General features: G+C 64.9%; 16 protein-coding genes. 6 read left to right on the top strand and 10 right to left on the bottom strand.

What is annotated here, in order from left to right; all coding sequences use genetic code 11:
• Positions 1 to 29: 29 nt before the first annotated feature.
• The 5 genes from flgF to AYJ57_RS22055 all read left to right on the top strand — a co-directional run bounded on the left by flgF (position 30) and on the right by AYJ57_RS22055 (position 3,750).
• Positions 30 to 776, top strand: coding sequence for a flagellar basal-body rod protein FlgF (flgF, locus tag AYJ57_RS22075; protein ID WP_066111135.1), 747 nt, complete (start codon positions 30 to 32; stop codon positions 774 to 776).
• Positions 777 to 789: 13 nt separating this feature from the next.
• Positions 790 to 1,575, top strand: coding sequence for a flagellar basal-body rod protein FlgG (flgG, locus tag AYJ57_RS22070; protein ID WP_066111133.1), 786 nt, complete (start codon positions 790 to 792; stop codon positions 1,573 to 1,575).
• Between the two features lie 3 nt (positions 1,576 to 1,578).
• Positions 1,579 to 2,250 (top strand): flagellar basal body P-ring formation chaperone FlgA, encoded by a 672-nt coding sequence (gene flgA / locus AYJ57_RS22065; protein ID WP_066111131.1) that lies wholly within the window; start codon positions 1,579 to 1,581, stop codon positions 2,248 to 2,250.
• Entirely contained in the window at positions 2,247 to 3,011 is a 765-nt protein-coding gene (locus tag AYJ57_RS22060) for a flagellar basal body L-ring protein FlgH (RefSeq protein ID WP_066111129.1), read from the top strand. The genes flgA and AYJ57_RS22060 overlap by 4 nt, the downstream gene beginning before the upstream one ends.
• A 97-nt stretch (positions 3,012 to 3,108) precedes the next feature.
• A complete protein-coding gene (locus AYJ57_RS22055) occupies positions 3,109 to 3,750 on the top strand; it encodes a hypothetical protein (protein ID WP_066111127.1) in 642 nt (213 codons plus the stop codon).
• Between the two features lie 21 nt (positions 3,751 to 3,771).
• On the opposite strand, the gene AYJ57_RS22050 is transcribed toward AYJ57_RS22055, so the two are convergent.
• From AYJ57_RS22050 to AYJ57_RS25710, 7 genes are all read right to left on the bottom strand, one after another.
• Positions 3,772 to 4,446: a flagellar hook assembly protein FlgD gene (locus AYJ57_RS22050; protein ID WP_066111125.1), complete on the bottom strand. Its 675-nt coding sequence runs from the start codon at positions 4,444 to 4,446 to the stop codon at positions 3,772 to 3,774.
• A 15-nt stretch (positions 4,447 to 4,461) separates the two neighbouring features.
• Positions 4,462 to 5,811, bottom strand: coding sequence for a flagellar hook-length control protein FliK (locus AYJ57_RS22045; protein WP_066111124.1), 1,350 nt, complete (start codon positions 5,809 to 5,811; stop codon positions 4,462 to 4,464).
• Entirely contained in the window at positions 5,808 to 6,557 is a 750-nt protein-coding gene (locus AYJ57_RS22040; protein ID WP_066111122.1) for a sigma-70 family RNA polymerase sigma factor, read from the bottom strand. Before AYJ57_RS22040 ends, AYJ57_RS22045 begins: the two co-directional genes overlap by 4 nt.
• 76 nt (positions 6,558 to 6,633) lie before the next feature.
• Positions 6,634 to 7,359: a hypothetical protein gene (locus AYJ57_RS22035; protein WP_066111119.1), complete on the bottom strand. Its 726-nt coding sequence runs from the start codon at positions 7,357 to 7,359 to the stop codon at positions 6,634 to 6,636.
• 377 nt (positions 7,360 to 7,736) lie between these two features.
• On the bottom strand, positions 7,737 to 8,732 hold the full coding sequence (locus tag AYJ57_RS26580; protein ID WP_066111117.1) for a flagellar motor protein MotB: 996 nt from the start codon (positions 8,730 to 8,732) through the stop codon (positions 7,737 to 7,739).
• Positions 8,733 to 8,741: 9 nt separating this feature from the next.
• Entirely contained in the window at positions 8,742 to 9,164 is a 423-nt protein-coding gene (locus AYJ57_RS22025) for a MucR family transcriptional regulator (RefSeq protein ID WP_066111115.1), read from the bottom strand.
• 173 nt (positions 9,165 to 9,337) lie between these two features.
• Positions 9,338 to 9,607, bottom strand: coding sequence for a MucR family transcriptional regulator (locus AYJ57_RS25710; RefSeq protein ID WP_083191468.1), 270 nt, complete (start codon positions 9,605 to 9,607; stop codon positions 9,338 to 9,340).
• Between the two features lie 129 nt (positions 9,608 to 9,736).
• On the opposite strand from AYJ57_RS25710, the gene AYJ57_RS22020 reads away from it, so the two are divergent.
• On the top strand, positions 9,737 to 10,402 hold the full coding sequence (locus tag AYJ57_RS22020) for a response regulator transcription factor (RefSeq protein ID WP_066111113.1): 666 nt from the start codon (positions 9,737 to 9,739) through the stop codon (positions 10,400 to 10,402).
• Here AYJ57_RS22020 and AYJ57_RS22015 read toward each other — a convergent pair.
• The 3 genes from AYJ57_RS22015 to AYJ57_RS22005 are packed head-to-tail and all read right to left on the bottom strand — an operon-like array spanning position 10,399 to position 14,650.
• The gene (locus AYJ57_RS22015) at positions 10,399 to 12,255 is read right to left on the bottom strand and encodes a hypothetical protein (protein WP_066111112.1); all 1,857 of its coding nucleotides are present in this window, start codon (positions 12,253 to 12,255) and stop codon (positions 10,399 to 10,401) included. The genes AYJ57_RS22020 and AYJ57_RS22015 overlap by 4 nt on opposite strands.
• A complete protein-coding gene (locus tag AYJ57_RS22010; protein ID WP_066111111.1) occupies positions 12,252 to 13,583 on the bottom strand; it encodes an FkbM family methyltransferase in 1,332 nt (443 codons plus the stop codon). The genes AYJ57_RS22015 and AYJ57_RS22010 overlap by 4 nt, the downstream gene beginning before the upstream one ends.
• Complete coding sequence (locus AYJ57_RS22005) at positions 13,580 to 14,650, bottom strand: hypothetical protein (RefSeq protein ID WP_066111110.1); 1,071 nt, start codon at positions 14,648 to 14,650, stop codon at positions 13,580 to 13,582. Before AYJ57_RS22005 ends, AYJ57_RS22010 begins: the two co-directional genes overlap by 4 nt.
• Positions 14,651 to 14,656 lie beyond the last annotated feature (6 nt).

The following is a 14,656-nucleotide window of genomic DNA, read 5'->3' as shown; positions in this document are numbered from 1 at the left end:
GGTCACGCAAACATTAATAGGCAATTTGCATGGATAATTCGATTTATGTCGCGCTTTCCCGGCTGACCGCGCTCGAGCGGCAGATGGACGTGACGTCGAACAACATCGCCAATGCCAATTCCACCGGCTTCAAGGCCGAGCGTGTGCTGTTCGAAACCTATCTGCAGAAAGACGACGCGGCGCTGGCCGGGGAAGGCACGAACTACGTGCTCGACCGCGGATCCTACGTGGACAACAGCTCGGGCGCGGTGATGCCCACCGGCAATACGCTCGACCTTGCGCTCAGCGGTGAGGGCTGGTTCGCCTATGAAACGCCGCAGGGCGACACGGCCTTCGGGCGCGACGGCGCCCTTATACTGGATGCACAGGGACGGGTGATCACCGCCAGCGGCGCGCAAATCCTTGATGCGGGCGGCGCTCCGATGGTGCTGCCTCCCGATCAGGCCTCGACCGTCAGCATCTCGGACGACGGGGTGATCTCGGACGCCGAGGGCGCGGTGCTGGGGCAGGTCGGCGTCTTCACCCTGCCTGACCGCCAGAGCCTTGGCCGCTCTGGTGGCGGCATGTTCGTGCCGCAGGATGGCAACGCCCAGTTGATCGCCGATGAGACCAACACGCGGGTGATCCAAGGCGCGGTCGAGATGAGCAATGTTCAGGCGGTGACCGAGGTGACCCGGCTGATCGAGATCCAGCAGGCCTATCAGCAATCGCTGAATTTGGTGCAGCAGGATGACGAGTTGAAAAAGGAAATGCTGACCCGGATCCGGAACAGCTGAGGAAGGGACGACCATGAAGGCACTCGGGATCGCCGCAACCGGCATGATGGCGCAGCAGACCAACGTCGACGTCATCTCCAACAATATCGCCAATGCCAACACCACGGGCTTCAAGGCGTCGCGCGCCAGCTTCACCGACCTGATCTACGAGAACGTCGCGCGCGAAGGCGCGGTGACCGCCGAAGAGGGCAACACCCGCCCCACCGGCCTCGACATCGGCCTTGGTGTGCGCACCGCGGGCACGGTTCGGCTGAACACCCAAGGCGGGCTGGCGCAGACCGAGAACCAACTCGACATGGCGATCGACGGGCGCGGCTATTTCACCGTGAACATGCCCGACGGCGCGCAGGCCTATACCCGTGACGGCTCGTTTCGCCTGTCCGCCGAGGGGCAGATCGTCAACGAGCAGGGGTTCGAGATCGACCCCGGGATCGTGCTGCCCGATGATACCGTGTCGATCGAGGTGAGTGAGACCGGCATCGTCAGCGCCTATGTCGGCGATGACACCATCCCGGTCGAGGTTGGGCAGTTGACGCTGACGACCTTCGTCAACGATGCAGGCATGCGCCCGCTGGGCAACAACCTGCTGGAGGCCACCGTCGCCTCGGGCGATCCGATCCCGGCGGTGCCGGGCGATGAGGGCGTCGGCATTCTGCGTCAGGGCTATCTGGAAAGCTCGAACGTCGACATCATCCGGCAGATCACCGACCTCATTCAGGCGCAGCGCGCCTATGAGATGAACTCCAAGGCCATCGAGACCGCTGATCAGATGATGTCCGCGGCCAACCAGATCAGGTAAGCCATGGCCCGCCCCGTTCTGCACCTCGCCGCGCTTCTGGTCGCGCTCGTGCTGGCACCGCTTGCCGCGCAGGCCGAAGACCCTGCGGTGCTCATCGAAGAGCAGGCCCGGATGAGCTGGGCCGAAGCGCTGCCCGCGGCGGCGGACCTGCGGGTGCGTTTCAAGGGCGCGCAGATCGAAGACGCCGAAATGATCTCGGCCTTCTGGATGGATCGGGACAGCGGCCAGTTTCTCGCCAATGCGGTTACCGATGAAGGTGTCACCCACCGGCTGCAGGGCTTTGTCGTCGCCACCCAAAGCCTGCCGGTGCCGATCCGCCGCCTGATGCCGGGCGAGCTGATCACCGAGGCCGACATCAAGATCGTGGACATGCCGCTGAGCCGTGTCGGCGCCTTCACCGTGACCAACCCCGACGGGCTGGCCGGGATGCAGGTGCGCCGGATGCTGGCGCAGGGCCGTCCGGTGATGACCCAATCGGTGATGCAGCCGCTGGTCATCGGCCGCGGCGACAAGGTGAATATTCTCTATGACGACGGTCGTTTGGTGGTCACCGCCCCCGGCCGTGCGCTCACCGATGCCCATCGCGGGCAGGATGTGCGCATCGTCAATCTCGTCAGCAACACCCCTCTCGTCGCCGTTGCGCGCCAAGAGGGGCTCGTGGAGGTGATCCGATGACCCCGCTTCGCCATGGCCTGATGGCCGTTTCCGCGCTCGGCCTTCTGGCTGGCTGCGGCAGCCCCGCTTTCGACCGTGACCCCGAAGTGAGCCGGGTCGGACTGGATCCGCAGACGCTGGCCGAGGCGCGCAGCGTCAACATCCCGATGCCGCCGCCCAAGCCCGACCGCATCCCCTACCGTGCCGAGGGTGCCTCGCTGTGGGAGCGCGGCTCGTCCGGCTTCTTCGGCGATCAGCGCGCGACGCAGATCGGCGACATCCTCACCATCCTCGTCGAAATCGAGGACGAGGCCTCGCTGAGCAACGAGTCGGACCGGACCCGCACGGGCGGCTCGACGCTCGGCTTCCCCAGCTTCTTTGGCTACGGCACGCAGATCGACAAGATCCTGCCCGGCGTCGGCCCCGACGATTTGCCCTCCGGCGACAATATTGTGGACATCACCTCGACCACCGGCGCCTCTGGCTCTGGTTCGATCGACCGCGAAGAGACCATCAACCTGCGCATGGCCGCGCTGGTGGTGCAGGAACTGCCGAACGGCAATTTCGTCGTCGCGGGCCGGCAGGAGGTGAAGGTCAACGAAGAGCTGCGCGAACTGCGCGTGACCGGCATCATCCGCCCGCAGGACATCGACCGCACCAACGCCATCCCCTACGACAAGATCGCCGAAGCGCGCATCTCTTATGGCGGTCGGGGCTCGGTCAGCCGCCAACAGACGCGCGGATATGGTGAAGACGTCATGGACGTAATCCTGCCGTATTGAGTGCGAAGTGGCCGGATTAACGCCGCTATTTGAGAAAACTCTCGCCCGAATCGTCGGCCATACCGGACCCTGACAGTAGAAACTGCGGGACTTCGTTATGAAGAAATCATACATCGCCCTGGCCGCGCTGCCCCTTATTTTTGGGGCCGTGGGCTATGGTGCCGGACAAGCTCTGGCCCCCGCTGCGCATCCGCAGGAAGAGCAGACGGCAGAAGCCGGCCCTTCCGAGGCCGAGCAGATCCTCGACGATCTCGCGACCGAGGCCCCCGCTCACGCCACCTCGCCCGAGGATGGCGGTGCGATCGGAACGCCGCAGCACAATGAGCACGCCGACAATGGCGCGCATCGGGAAACCGAGATCAAGGCCGAGGCCGAAACGCCGCCGGGCGTGCTGACCGAGGATCGTCTGGGCGATTCCAGTGTCGTGACGCTGGGCAAGATCAGCGTGCCGGTCTACCGCGCCGAAAGCATCACCTATGTGGTCTCGGAAGTCGGCGTCGCCATGCGTGACAGCCAGACCGCCGTCACCTTCAACGTGGCCGAGAACGCCTCGCGACTGCGCGACGCGATCCTGACCTCGATGCATCGCGCTGCAGACGGCCCGACGATGAAGGGCGTGAACATCGACACCGGTGAGTTGTCGAAAGCCCTGTCCGCAGATCTGAAAAAGGACTTCGGCGACGATGTCTCCGAAGTCCTCTTCCTGTCTTTGGTGAAGGCCGACGTGCCCCGGACCTGACGGTCCGGAGCGCGCGCCACATCAGAGGATTTCTTCGACAGCCCCCGCAAGCACGGTGTCGCCATTCTCCAAATGGAGCGTGGCGAGGCCGTCTTCATAGGTCATGCTGGCGACTTTCGCCGGCGCGTAGGTCTGCGAAGCGATGGTGTTGCCGTCGGTGTCCAGCGCCTCGACGCTCACCGTATAGCTGCCCGCGGGCAGCGGCAGACCTTCGTAATCCAACCCATCCCAAGTGACGGCCTGGCGCTCGGCCGATGAGGTCTCGAGCCCGGTGTAAGTCCGCAGCACGGTGCCATCCTCGGCGCTGATCGTCATCGTCACGCTCGCGGCGTCCGATGCCAGCGCATACGAAAGTTCCGCCGAAGCGCCATCGCTCTCCAGCGTCACCTCATCGGTCGCGGCCACCACCGAGCGCCCGATCAGCGAAAGCCCGGTGATCGCACCCATTGAGGCCAGCTGCGAGGCGATGCCTTCGAGGTTCGAGTTGGTCGCCACCGACTGTTCGACCTGACTGAGCTGCGCCAGCTGCGAGATGAACGTCGTGCTGTCCATCGGCTCGAGCGGGTTCTGGTTCTCGATCTGCGCGGTCAGCAGGGTGATAAAGCTCTCGTAGTCCTCGGAAAGCTGGCTCATCGAGGAGCTTGCCGAGGTGGTCGTGGTGCTTGTGGTGGTCGTGCCGAATGGATCAATCGCCATGGTGAACCGTTCCCGTCAAATCCTGATGTCCACGCTGCCCTCGGGCAGGCGGAGGGTTTCTGTCTGCGCCGCCTCGGCAAGGCCGGAGGCCTCGTCGCTCGCGGTCCCGTAAGTGATAAAGCCGCTGTCGGATCCGCCGCTGGCTCCGCCCTGCGCGCCGGTATCGCCGCCAAGGTCAGAGAAGCTGAGCGCGCCATCCTCCACCGCGTGCCCGGCGTCGCGCAGCATGGCGACCAGCCCGTCGCGGTCCGCGCGCAGCGCCGACAACACCGCCGCCTGATCGGCCCGCACGACCACCTGCATCTTGCCCGCCTCATCCGGTCCGAGCGAAATCTCGACCTTGCCCAGCCCTTCGGGTTTCAGCTCGACCTTGATCTGTCCATCGTCGCGCAGGTTGGCGCGGATTTGGCCCATGATCTCCTGCCCTTGCGGCGCCGCCATTTGCGGTGCGTTTCCAGCAAGCTGCGAGGCGGCCATGGCGCTCGCGGCGATCGGCATGGCCGACACCGGGGCCAAAGGCGTCGCCTGCGCCTGCAAGGTCGTGCTTTGCGCCATCCGTAGCTGCGCGTCCCCACCGCTCAGAGCGGCGGGAGCGAAGGCGGCGGCAGAGGTCTGCGCCGCACGTTGCGTGTCCGTGCCAAACTCCGGGGCTTCTTCGGTGCCGGTCTCTGCCCCCTGCTCGCCGGTTTCGGCATTTGTGTCCGCCGGCGTGTCCTGCACTTGCTCCGTGGCCAGGTCGGTCAGATCCGCCGCCGCCTGCGGCGCATCGGTGCCTTGCACCATCACCGCGCCGCGCAGCGGTGATGCGACCAGTTGGTCGAGCCCCACGAGAACCGGGCTGAAAGGCCGCGCAACCTCTTGCGTCATCTCCGCCGCCACATCCAGAACGTGGCTCAGCAGCACGGCAAGCTCCGCACCGTCGCCCTCGATCTCTTCGGAGCCGTCGAGCAGATCCTGCAGGTCCGACACGCCCTCCGCGAGCTGCCGCCACGGTGTCTCGGCCTCTTCGGTCTCGGCGCTTGCCTCAAGGGTCTCGGCCTGCGCATCGCCAAGGTCTGCCACCATGGCCTCGACCCGCGCCATCAGCGCCGGGTTCGCTGCCAGCTCAGCCCCGAGGCGCGCAAGAAGCGGCGCAAGGATGTCGGCGATCTCGGCGTCGCTCAGATCGGGATCGGCCAGAGCCGCCTCGGTCTCGGCCAGAAGATCGGACAGCGCGCCCTCCTCGGCCTCCTCCCCTTCCGTCGCCGCCTCGCCGTCGAGCAGCGCAAGCAGTCCGGCGAAGGGCGTATCGGCCTCAGCCTCCTGAGCCGTGTTCGTCGCATCGGTGGGCGTCGCCACGCCGATGGCACTGAGCAAATTGATCATGACAAAACGTTCCGTGAAAAACCCCGGTCAATAAGGTTGCGGCGCAGCCTCAGCATCGCTCGCTTTTCCACCTGCCGCAGCCGGTCCTGCGACACGCCGAGATCGCGCGCAATACTGCCGAAAGGTTCCGGATCGGGTTGCAGGCGGCGGCGGCGGATCACCTCGGCCTCTTCCGGGGTCATCGGGGCCAGCGCGTCTGCCAGAAGACGGGTCAGCATAGCTCGCTCGCTTTGCTGCGAGACAAGGTCTTCCGGCCCCAGTTCGGCGGAGACGAGGATGTCGCGGGGGCGCTGGTCTTCGTCATCGTCGCCGCCATCGAGCGCAACCATACCCTGCGTTGCAAGACGGATGAGCGCGCGCTCTTCTTCCGGCAGACGCCCGGAATGCGCATCGAGAAAGGTACGTGCCGGGATATCGATCACCGCCTTGATCCGCGACAGAGCGCTCGAGATGCCATTCATCACCCACCATGCCGCATAGGTCGAGAAACGCACCTCCTGCTTGCGGTCAAAGCAATCGGCGGCCTTGATCAGCCCCAGCATCCCTTCCGCTGCGAGATCCTCCAGATGCACCGGGTTGTCGGTGAACCGCGCGGCCTGAGACCACGCCTGCCGCGCATGAGAGCGCAACAGCACCTCCAGAGCCTTCCGGTCTCCGCTATCCTGCCAGCTGCAGATTGCGCTGCGTTCCTGCTCTACATCGAGGAACGGCTCGCGCATCGCCGCCTGGTACGTCATGGACATCATGAAGAAACGCCCAACTCATTCTTGCCTGCAAGAATAAGTAACCACAGTTCTTCAACCGGCGGAAGAATATAATGATTTATTGAAGGTTAAACCGGGTCGCGAGGCTGCTCTGCAACGGCACATCTTCGCGCTCGGGGGCTCCCATCACCGCACGCAGCATGGTCTCGGTGCGCCCGGCCCAATCGGCAAGACGCAGCGGCGTGTCGGACACCTGCAGCAGATCCGCCGGAACATCGAACGGATCCGGCGCCGAGAACCCGGGGTCCAGATCGGCGAGGTAGACGGACAGTTGCCGCTGCCAAAGGAAATCCGGGCGCGCGAACAGCGCGGGATCGGGCAGCAGCGAGCGACGGTCCGCCAGCCAATGACGCCCCAGGCAGCGGCCCAGACCAATGCTGAAGCGCTGCGCATCCACGCGATGCCCTTCCAGCCGCAGCGCGGCGGCACGGCGCGCCGCCGCATGCGCCATCAGGTAAAGCGCGTCGGTCTCATGCTCCATGGGCACGCCACCAAGGCTTTGCGCCAACAGCAGCGCCTCGCCCACAGCTTCACCCAGTTGCTCCGAAAAGGACCGAGATCCTTCGGGCAGCATCACGATCATCGTGCCATAGGGCACCTCGATCGGCAGTTCTTCGACCAGCACATCCCCCAGCGGAAGCGCTGGCGCAAGCTCAAGCTCATCCGCCATCACCAGCGGGCGCGTGCATGCACCACCCGCCTGCAGAACCGCCACGCGAACCGGCAGGATCGCGGTGAAGGCCGCCTGAAAGCGCGCACCATAGCCCTTGGCTGGCAGAGACACGCCGTCCCGCCAGATAAGTGTAAGTACATCGCCACTACGCATGATCGTTACCCGTGCCCCGTGAGTCTTTCCCCGAGTTCACAGTATGTTTTGAGAGGATCTCCGCATACCCACCAAATGTTAACCAAGCCGCTAGATATAGGTCTCTTGACGTTCTCAGACTCTATATGCGGGTGATGGCTAGGCTGCGTTAAAGCGCTGTAATTGCGCGATTCTTGATCAAATGGAAAGGGGAATTCGCCGATGCTAGCGCTTTCCACACCCTCGGAGTTTCCTTAACATATGGGAAATTACGTGTGGATATGCGGCGTAGTGCTGCAAATCGAACACTAGATATGGTGAAAATTTGCGCCGTCTTGGGGTGCTCGCCCAGAGGATTAAGGCTGCGCCGCGGCGGGATACTGCAATGTGACGCTGATACGGCGATTCTCCGGGGCGTCCGGGTGCTCGCCATCAAGCGGGGCAGTGTCCGCAAGGCCCGAGATCCGGCTGATGCGCGCCGGATTCACGCCGGTGTCGACCAGCACGCGGCGGGTGGCATTGGCCCGGTCGGCGGAAAGCTCCCAGTTCGAATAGGTGCCCGCGCGGGTGTAGGGCACCGAGTCTGTGTGCCCCGAAATGGTGATCTCATTGGGCAGATCGACGATGGCCTCGGCCACGATCCGCAGCAGATCGCGCGTGCGCGCCTCGATCCGCGAACTGCCGGTGGCGAACATCGAGCTGCTGTTCTTGTCGACGATCTGGATCTCGAGCCCATCCGCGCTGCGCTCGAACAGCAGGTTGTCCTGCAGCGCCTGAAGCTGCGGGTCTTCGGCGACGCGATCGGTGATGGTTTCCTCGAGCCGGTCCTGAGTCTCCTGCCAGTCCTGCTCGGCGCGCTCTACTTCGGCGGCATCGGCGGCGGCCTGCGCTGCGGCCACGCCATCGGCGACGCCGTTTTCGCCGGTGTTGATCGTCTGGCTGTCCTGCTCGCCCTCGGGGCGGCTGTCAAACTCGACCACCACTTGCGAGTCCACGTCGCGCAACCGGCTGTCGAAGACCGCCAGCGGGTTCTCCTGGCCGAAGCTGGGCAGTTGCACCGGCGTATGCGGCCCGTCGGTGCCGCTCATCACGCCATCCTCGGCTAGCACCATACCGTCGAGCAGGCCCTCACCCCGGCCCCCGGCCTCGGACAGGCTGGGCGTGAAATAGTCGGCAAGCCCGCGCAGCTTTTCCTCATCAGACGCGGCGAGGATCCAGAGCAGCAGGAAAAACGCCATCATCGCGGTCATGAAGTCGGCGTAAGCCACCTTCCATGCGCCGCCGTGATGGCCGTGACCGCCGCTCTCCTCGACCTTCTTGATGATGATCGCTTGCTCGTTCCTGCCTGCCATGGTGCCGTGTTACTCCTGCCCGGCCATTACGGCGCGGTCGTATTTCCCGAGGCCTGCCTCTTTGGCGTGGGCGGCCTTCTTGCGCGAGTAGCTCGGGGCCACCAGCGGAAAGTCTTCGGCCAGACCAAAGGCTGCGCGATATTGCGCTTCGGTCATGCCATGCTCGGCACCGAGGTGGCGCTTCAGCATCTTGAAGCCGCGGCCGCAGCACAGGCAATAGACCTTGTCTTCGGTCACCGCCTGATCGACCGGCAGAGCCGGACGCAGGCCGCCTTCGGCACTAGGCGCCGTGGTTTCGACCGGCGCTTCATGAACTTCACCGGTCAAGCGCCGGTAAAGGCTTACGATTTCATCCGGGCTCACATCGGGGCGCGAAGCGTATGCCGCCACGATACGGGCGACCATATCCTGAGAGTCGTCATGTCCGTTCATTCTACCATCCTGCCAATCGTCTTCTGCGTTCGCATCGCCGGAACCAGACGGTCTTCTGTCCGTCCTTGTCTGTACTTTGAGGTCCGTTCTTCATGTAGTCTGTTCTTGACCAGACGTGCCCGGCGACGGGGACTGCACTTTTACCTTACAGAGATTCTTGTCTCTCGGGGAATTTAACCTTCACACTCCATGTTTCGAGCGGCTTCCCGCCGGTCAATATAAGCCTTCGACGCAAGGGGAGTTTCCTCAGGCAGGCGCCATTTCTTGCGGTATTGCTCTGGGGTCATGCCCAATACTTCCTGCAAGTGTCGGCGCAACAAAGGTTTTTGCATTCCTGTTTCGCGGCAGACCAGCATCGAATATGACTCCTCGGAAAGCGGTGCCTCCTCGACCCGCCGCCAACGAAAGACTCGCGACAGAAACCCATGCAACACTTTACCCATTCCCTTGTCTCTTCTTGAGCATCTCCTGATGAGGCAAATAGGAAACTAAGGTTAATCTAGGTTGAACAAAAAGAGTTGACGTTGGTTCATGGGAATTTTTTTGACAAAACTTTGTCCGGGAGGTGACGCATGACCCAGCGTGCGTCATTTGCTGCGGTGGTGGAGCGCGATACCGCGCGCCGAAACGCATGGGCCGACCTGCTTGCGCTGAACGGGGCGCGGCGGGTGCTGCGCCGCGCCCGCCCCGCCGAAGCCCGCGATCTGATTGCGCCCGGCGTGCCGCTGACCGCGATGATTGTCGGGCTCTCCGCCCATGGCGCGCGCGACAACGACATGCTTGCGTTGATCGCTGGCGTCCGCAGGCACGCGCCCGATGCGGTGATCCTTGCGATTGACCATGGCAACCGGCCCCGCGGTGCCGCCGAAATCTTTGCCGCCGGCGCCGATGACGCGCTGCGCGCCGATCACGATCCTTCGGAGTTGCAGGCGAGGCTCTCGGTCCGGCTGCAGCGCGTCTCTCACACCGGGCAGCGCGCCGCACGCTTAGTGCAGCTTGGGCTGACGCCGCTTGAAGAACGCATTCTTGGCTGCCTGAACGCTCGGCGCGGAGAGATCATCAGCCGCCCGGCGCTCGCCGCCGAGGTCGAGGGCACCGAGTGGAGCTATGGCGACCGGCGCTTCGACGTGCATATCGCGCATATCCGCAAGAAGCTGGCCGAGCATTACGGCGATGCCCTGCGCGTGCGGACGATCCGTGCGCAGGGCTATGTTCTGGAGGGTGACGCGCCGCTTTAGGCGGCGCAGACCTTGCGCAGCGCTTCGAACGGGGCGCTCCAATCGCCCGCGCGCTGCTGACGATGCAGCGTCAGCACGCCGTACCAAGGATCGATCTCCGCCTCGCGGCCCCAGTACCACATACATTCCGAGCCGGTGGGCACCAGCACATGTGTCTCGGGATGACCCAGTGCGCCGCAGACATGGGCCGTGGTGTTGTCGATGGTGACCACCCGCTCGACCGCTGCACATTGCGCCGCGAAGCTCGCCAGATTGCTCATCTGGTCAACTTCGGGATCGGTGTAAAACTCCAGATCCGGTCGCACGGCCCGCGCCGCGGCGATCTCTTCGTCGGTGCGCCCATATTGCAGGTTCACCACAAAGGCGCCTTCGGGCAGCAGCTGCACCATCTCTTCCAGCGGCACCGAGCGCAGGTAGCCGATCAGGCTGCGCGCGGCCCAGGCCATGCCAAAGATCGGACGATCGCCCGCAAGCGCGGCATAGCGCTGACGGATCTCGCGCACCTTGCGCGGGTCGGGCCGGAGATAGCTGCCGCGGCGCGCCGCTGCCGGGTGGTCGGGAATGAAGCGCACCAAATCGCCAAGCGCGACGGCCTGCCCCTTTGCCGGGGTTTCGACGGTCACCCCGAGGTCGTCTTTCGCAACGACCTTCAGCCCCAGCGCGTTGCCGTCCAGCATATCAACCTGCCGCGGGTCCGCCGCAAAGATCACCTCGCAGCCCTCCTTCACCGGCAGCACGCGGGTCAGCGCCAGCAGTGCCAATTGGTCGCCGATACCCTGCTCGCCAATGAGCAGGATCCGGTCCTGCGCCATAAGGCTTTCTTTCTCCGAGTTCTCGGCGGGCACCGTCGCACGGTAGTTCGGCGTATGACGGCGGAAGTAGTTCGGCACACCCTCCTCGTAATCGCCCAGCGAGAAACAGAAGGTACCATAGGCGCGGGCGGGCTCTTCAAGCTCGGCCACCATATGCATCGCTTCAAGATAGGCGTGGCGCGCCTCGGTGTAATCGCCGGCATCGAGATAGGCGTTGGCGGCAAAGGCACGCGAACGGGCATAAGACGCCGGATCGGTGAACTCATAGCCCTCGGCCAGCTCGATCAGTTCCTGATGGCGCGACTGGAAGCGCAGCGCGCCCAGCAGAATCACCATCACCACTTCGCGCGCGCTGAACTCGCCCGCCAGCAATTCGCGCGCCCACACCTCGGCCTCGACCATACGCCCGGCGTGGAACAGCGCCGACAGCCGCGCCATCTTGCCCTGATCGGTGTCCGGGGACAGCTGGTAGCCGCGCTCGAGCCATTTCACCGACGCCGACTTGCCGTCCTCGGTTTCGGCAAGCTGCGTGCCGATCTCCAACGTCAGTTCCGGATCGTCGATCTTTTCGGCAATCGGCCCGAGCACTTCCACCGCTCTCGGCACGCGGGCGGCCTTTGACATCAGGCTCAGATAGAGCTTCATCATCGGAACTTCGCGGTTCCCGGCCTGAAAGGCTGCGGCCATGTATTTCAGCGTCGGCTCGGGCTCACCGCAGAGGAAATGCGACTTAGCCAAGCCCGTCAGCACTTCCATCAGCTTTGGCGCGGATTCCTCGGCCTTGGCGAAGAACGCTTTCGAGGTCTGCGCCTCACGCCGCTTCAGCGCCGCCATGCCAAGGATCACCCAAGGGTGGGGGTTGTCGGGGATCGAACGGGTCAGCGGCACGACCAATTGGCAGGCTTCCGGCAGCTGGCCCGCCTTGATCAGCTGATAGGCCTGATGGATCGCCAGAGCCGCATCGCCCCCCACCCCATAGAGCTTGGCCCCGCGGGCCGCGATGGCCCGCTTTTCCTTGCGCGAGAGGACTTGGGTGCTCATGAGCTCTCCTTCGGGATCGCGAAATATTCGGTGCTGCTTGCGGCGAATGTGCTGTCGGCGATGCGATACCCGGCCTTGCGGCACCAGCCTTGGGCAAAGCCGATGATGTTCTCGCGCAGGACCTCGATCCAGATCACCGGCCGGTCGCGAGCAATCAGATCCGCCGCGCCGGCAAGCACATCAAGCTCCATGCCTTTGGCGTCAATCCTGACGAGGTCGATCCGCTCTTTGGTCAGCAAATCGTCAAGCGCAGGCGCTTCGGAACGGCGCGCGGGGGCGGTCATCAGGCCGGTGCTGATCATCGGCATGGGCGCGGCGTCTGGCGCTTCGGCGGGGGCCGGGCGCAGCCGCTCCACCAGCGTGTCGAGGCCGTTCGCCGTGATGTTCTCTGCAAGCAACTGTGCCTCGGACTGCACCGGTTTGGGCTCGAGCAGGTAAATCTTCTCGGGCGCGAGGTTGCGCGCATACCAGACAAGGTGGTTGCCGACATTGCCGCCGACCTCGGCGATGCGCGGGCGCTCGGCCTTGACCAGCTTCTTGAGCTTGGCGAGCGACTCCGCGCCGTAGAAATGCCCCTCGACAAAGCTGTGCTGGATCGCATCTGCCGGGTCGGTCAGGCGCATCCGCACCGGAGTGCCCTGCCCGTCGTCGAACTCGGCCCAGACCGGGACCTGCGCCAACTGCGCCCGCCATTGCAGCGCGACCGCGCGGCTCCAGTCCGCGCCGGTGGCCGACCGCGGGCCGGTGGAATGCATGCCGCGCTTGTTGAGGAAGAAGATCTCTGGCCGTTTGGCGCAGCGCGCTTCGGCCCAGAGGCGGCAATAGAAATTATAGTCCTCGCCAGTGTCGAGCGCCGTGTCGAAACCGATCCGCGCCGCAAGGCCGGTGCGGTAAAAGCCGCCGATCTGCACCGCGTTGTAGGGCGCCACCGCCAGATACTCAGCGCGGCTGTCCAGCGTGGCGGGCTGACCCTCGCGCAGTTCCGGCTCCCCGGTGGGCTCCAGCGTGCAGATCAGCCCCCAGACCACGTCGAGCTCGGGCTCGGCGGCGATCACCCGGCCAAAGGCCTCAAACGCGTTGGGCGTAAGCACGTCGTCCGCGTCGAGAAAGAATACCCAGTCGATGCCCTCCGCCACCGCCCGCTGCAGCGCCTCGTTGCGCCGGGCCGAGCGGCCATAGCGGCCCGCCGTGTCATCCATCATGAAGTGATGAACCTCGGCGAACGGCCCCATGTCAAAGGCCTTGGCCTGCGCCACGGAGGGCGCGCAGACCTGCTCAAATAGCGCTTCGTGACCCGGACCGACCGGCGTGATCACCGCGCATTTCATTTCTCGGTTCCCGGCACAGTGTCGAAGGCGAGATCGAACATCGGCGCGTCGAAGGCCAGCGGCAGTTCCACCGCGTCCATCATGGTGCCGGTCATCAGCCCGGCCCCCACGAGCGCGGCCAGCGCCACACGCACCGGCGACAGGATGCGCCGCGACCGGGTCTTGCGCGGCGCCACAAGCGGCTGCGGCGCGATCTCTTCCGCCGCTGGCTCGGGCGCGGGCGGCGGCACGATGGCGCCGGGGGCGACGAACACCCCATGATCCGTCACCGTGACCTCTGCCAGACGCGGCGACGCGGCAAAGCGCTGGCGCAGCCCTGCGGGAAAGCGCGCCTCGGGGATGTCGATCACCAGCGGCTCACCGGCGCTCCAGCCCGCCACCGCCTTGCGCGGCAGGACGAAGCGCGAGAAGTCATCGCGAAACCCGACCTCTTCGACCAGCACGGTGCGGGCGGTGATCGTCACCAGTTCCGGTGCCAGCGTCACCCGCACACCGCGGTAGCCAAGGCTGATCTCGGCCTCGACGAACTGGCAATCGGCATCGCGCACGACCTCGGCGGAAGCATAGCCTTCAGGCATCTCGCTGGCCTGCGGCTTGCGGCGGCGCAGGGGCTTGGGCGCGGGCTCTGAAAAATGCAGCCTCGGGCGCCAGCGGAAGGGCTCCGCCGGTTTCGGCGCGGCAGCGACGGGCTCGGGCGCAGGGGCAGGCGCGGGACGCGCCTTGCGCTCTTTCTCGAAGCGGTAGTTGATCAGATAGTCTTCGGCCATCTCGGCAAGGTCATCCTCGCCCGCCACCAGCTTGAGCAGCTTCTGCTCGTCCGAAAATAGCACCCGGCGCGTCGGATAGCCCTCGACCGGCGGCACCACCGCAAAGCCGCCCTTCGGCGCATCGAGCACCGCCGCCGCCTTGCGCAGGACCGCGGCCCCCTCGTCGTGATGGTGCAACAGCATCTCGCAGGTGCCCGCCTCATCAAGGCACAGCGCCAATCCAATCTCTTCGGGCCACTCGGCGAAAACCGTGCGCAGCTCGCAGGCCTCGAAGAAATAAGCGAGTTTTTCGGCTTTCATGATCAA

The organism is Salipiger sp. CCB-MM3 (genome assembly GCF_001687105.1).
Classification (GTDB): Bacteria; Pseudomonadota; Alphaproteobacteria; order Rhodobacterales; family Rhodobacteraceae; genus Salipiger.
Note: the sequence above shows the minus strand (reverse complement) of the source record. Positions and strands in the feature narration are given on the sequence as shown.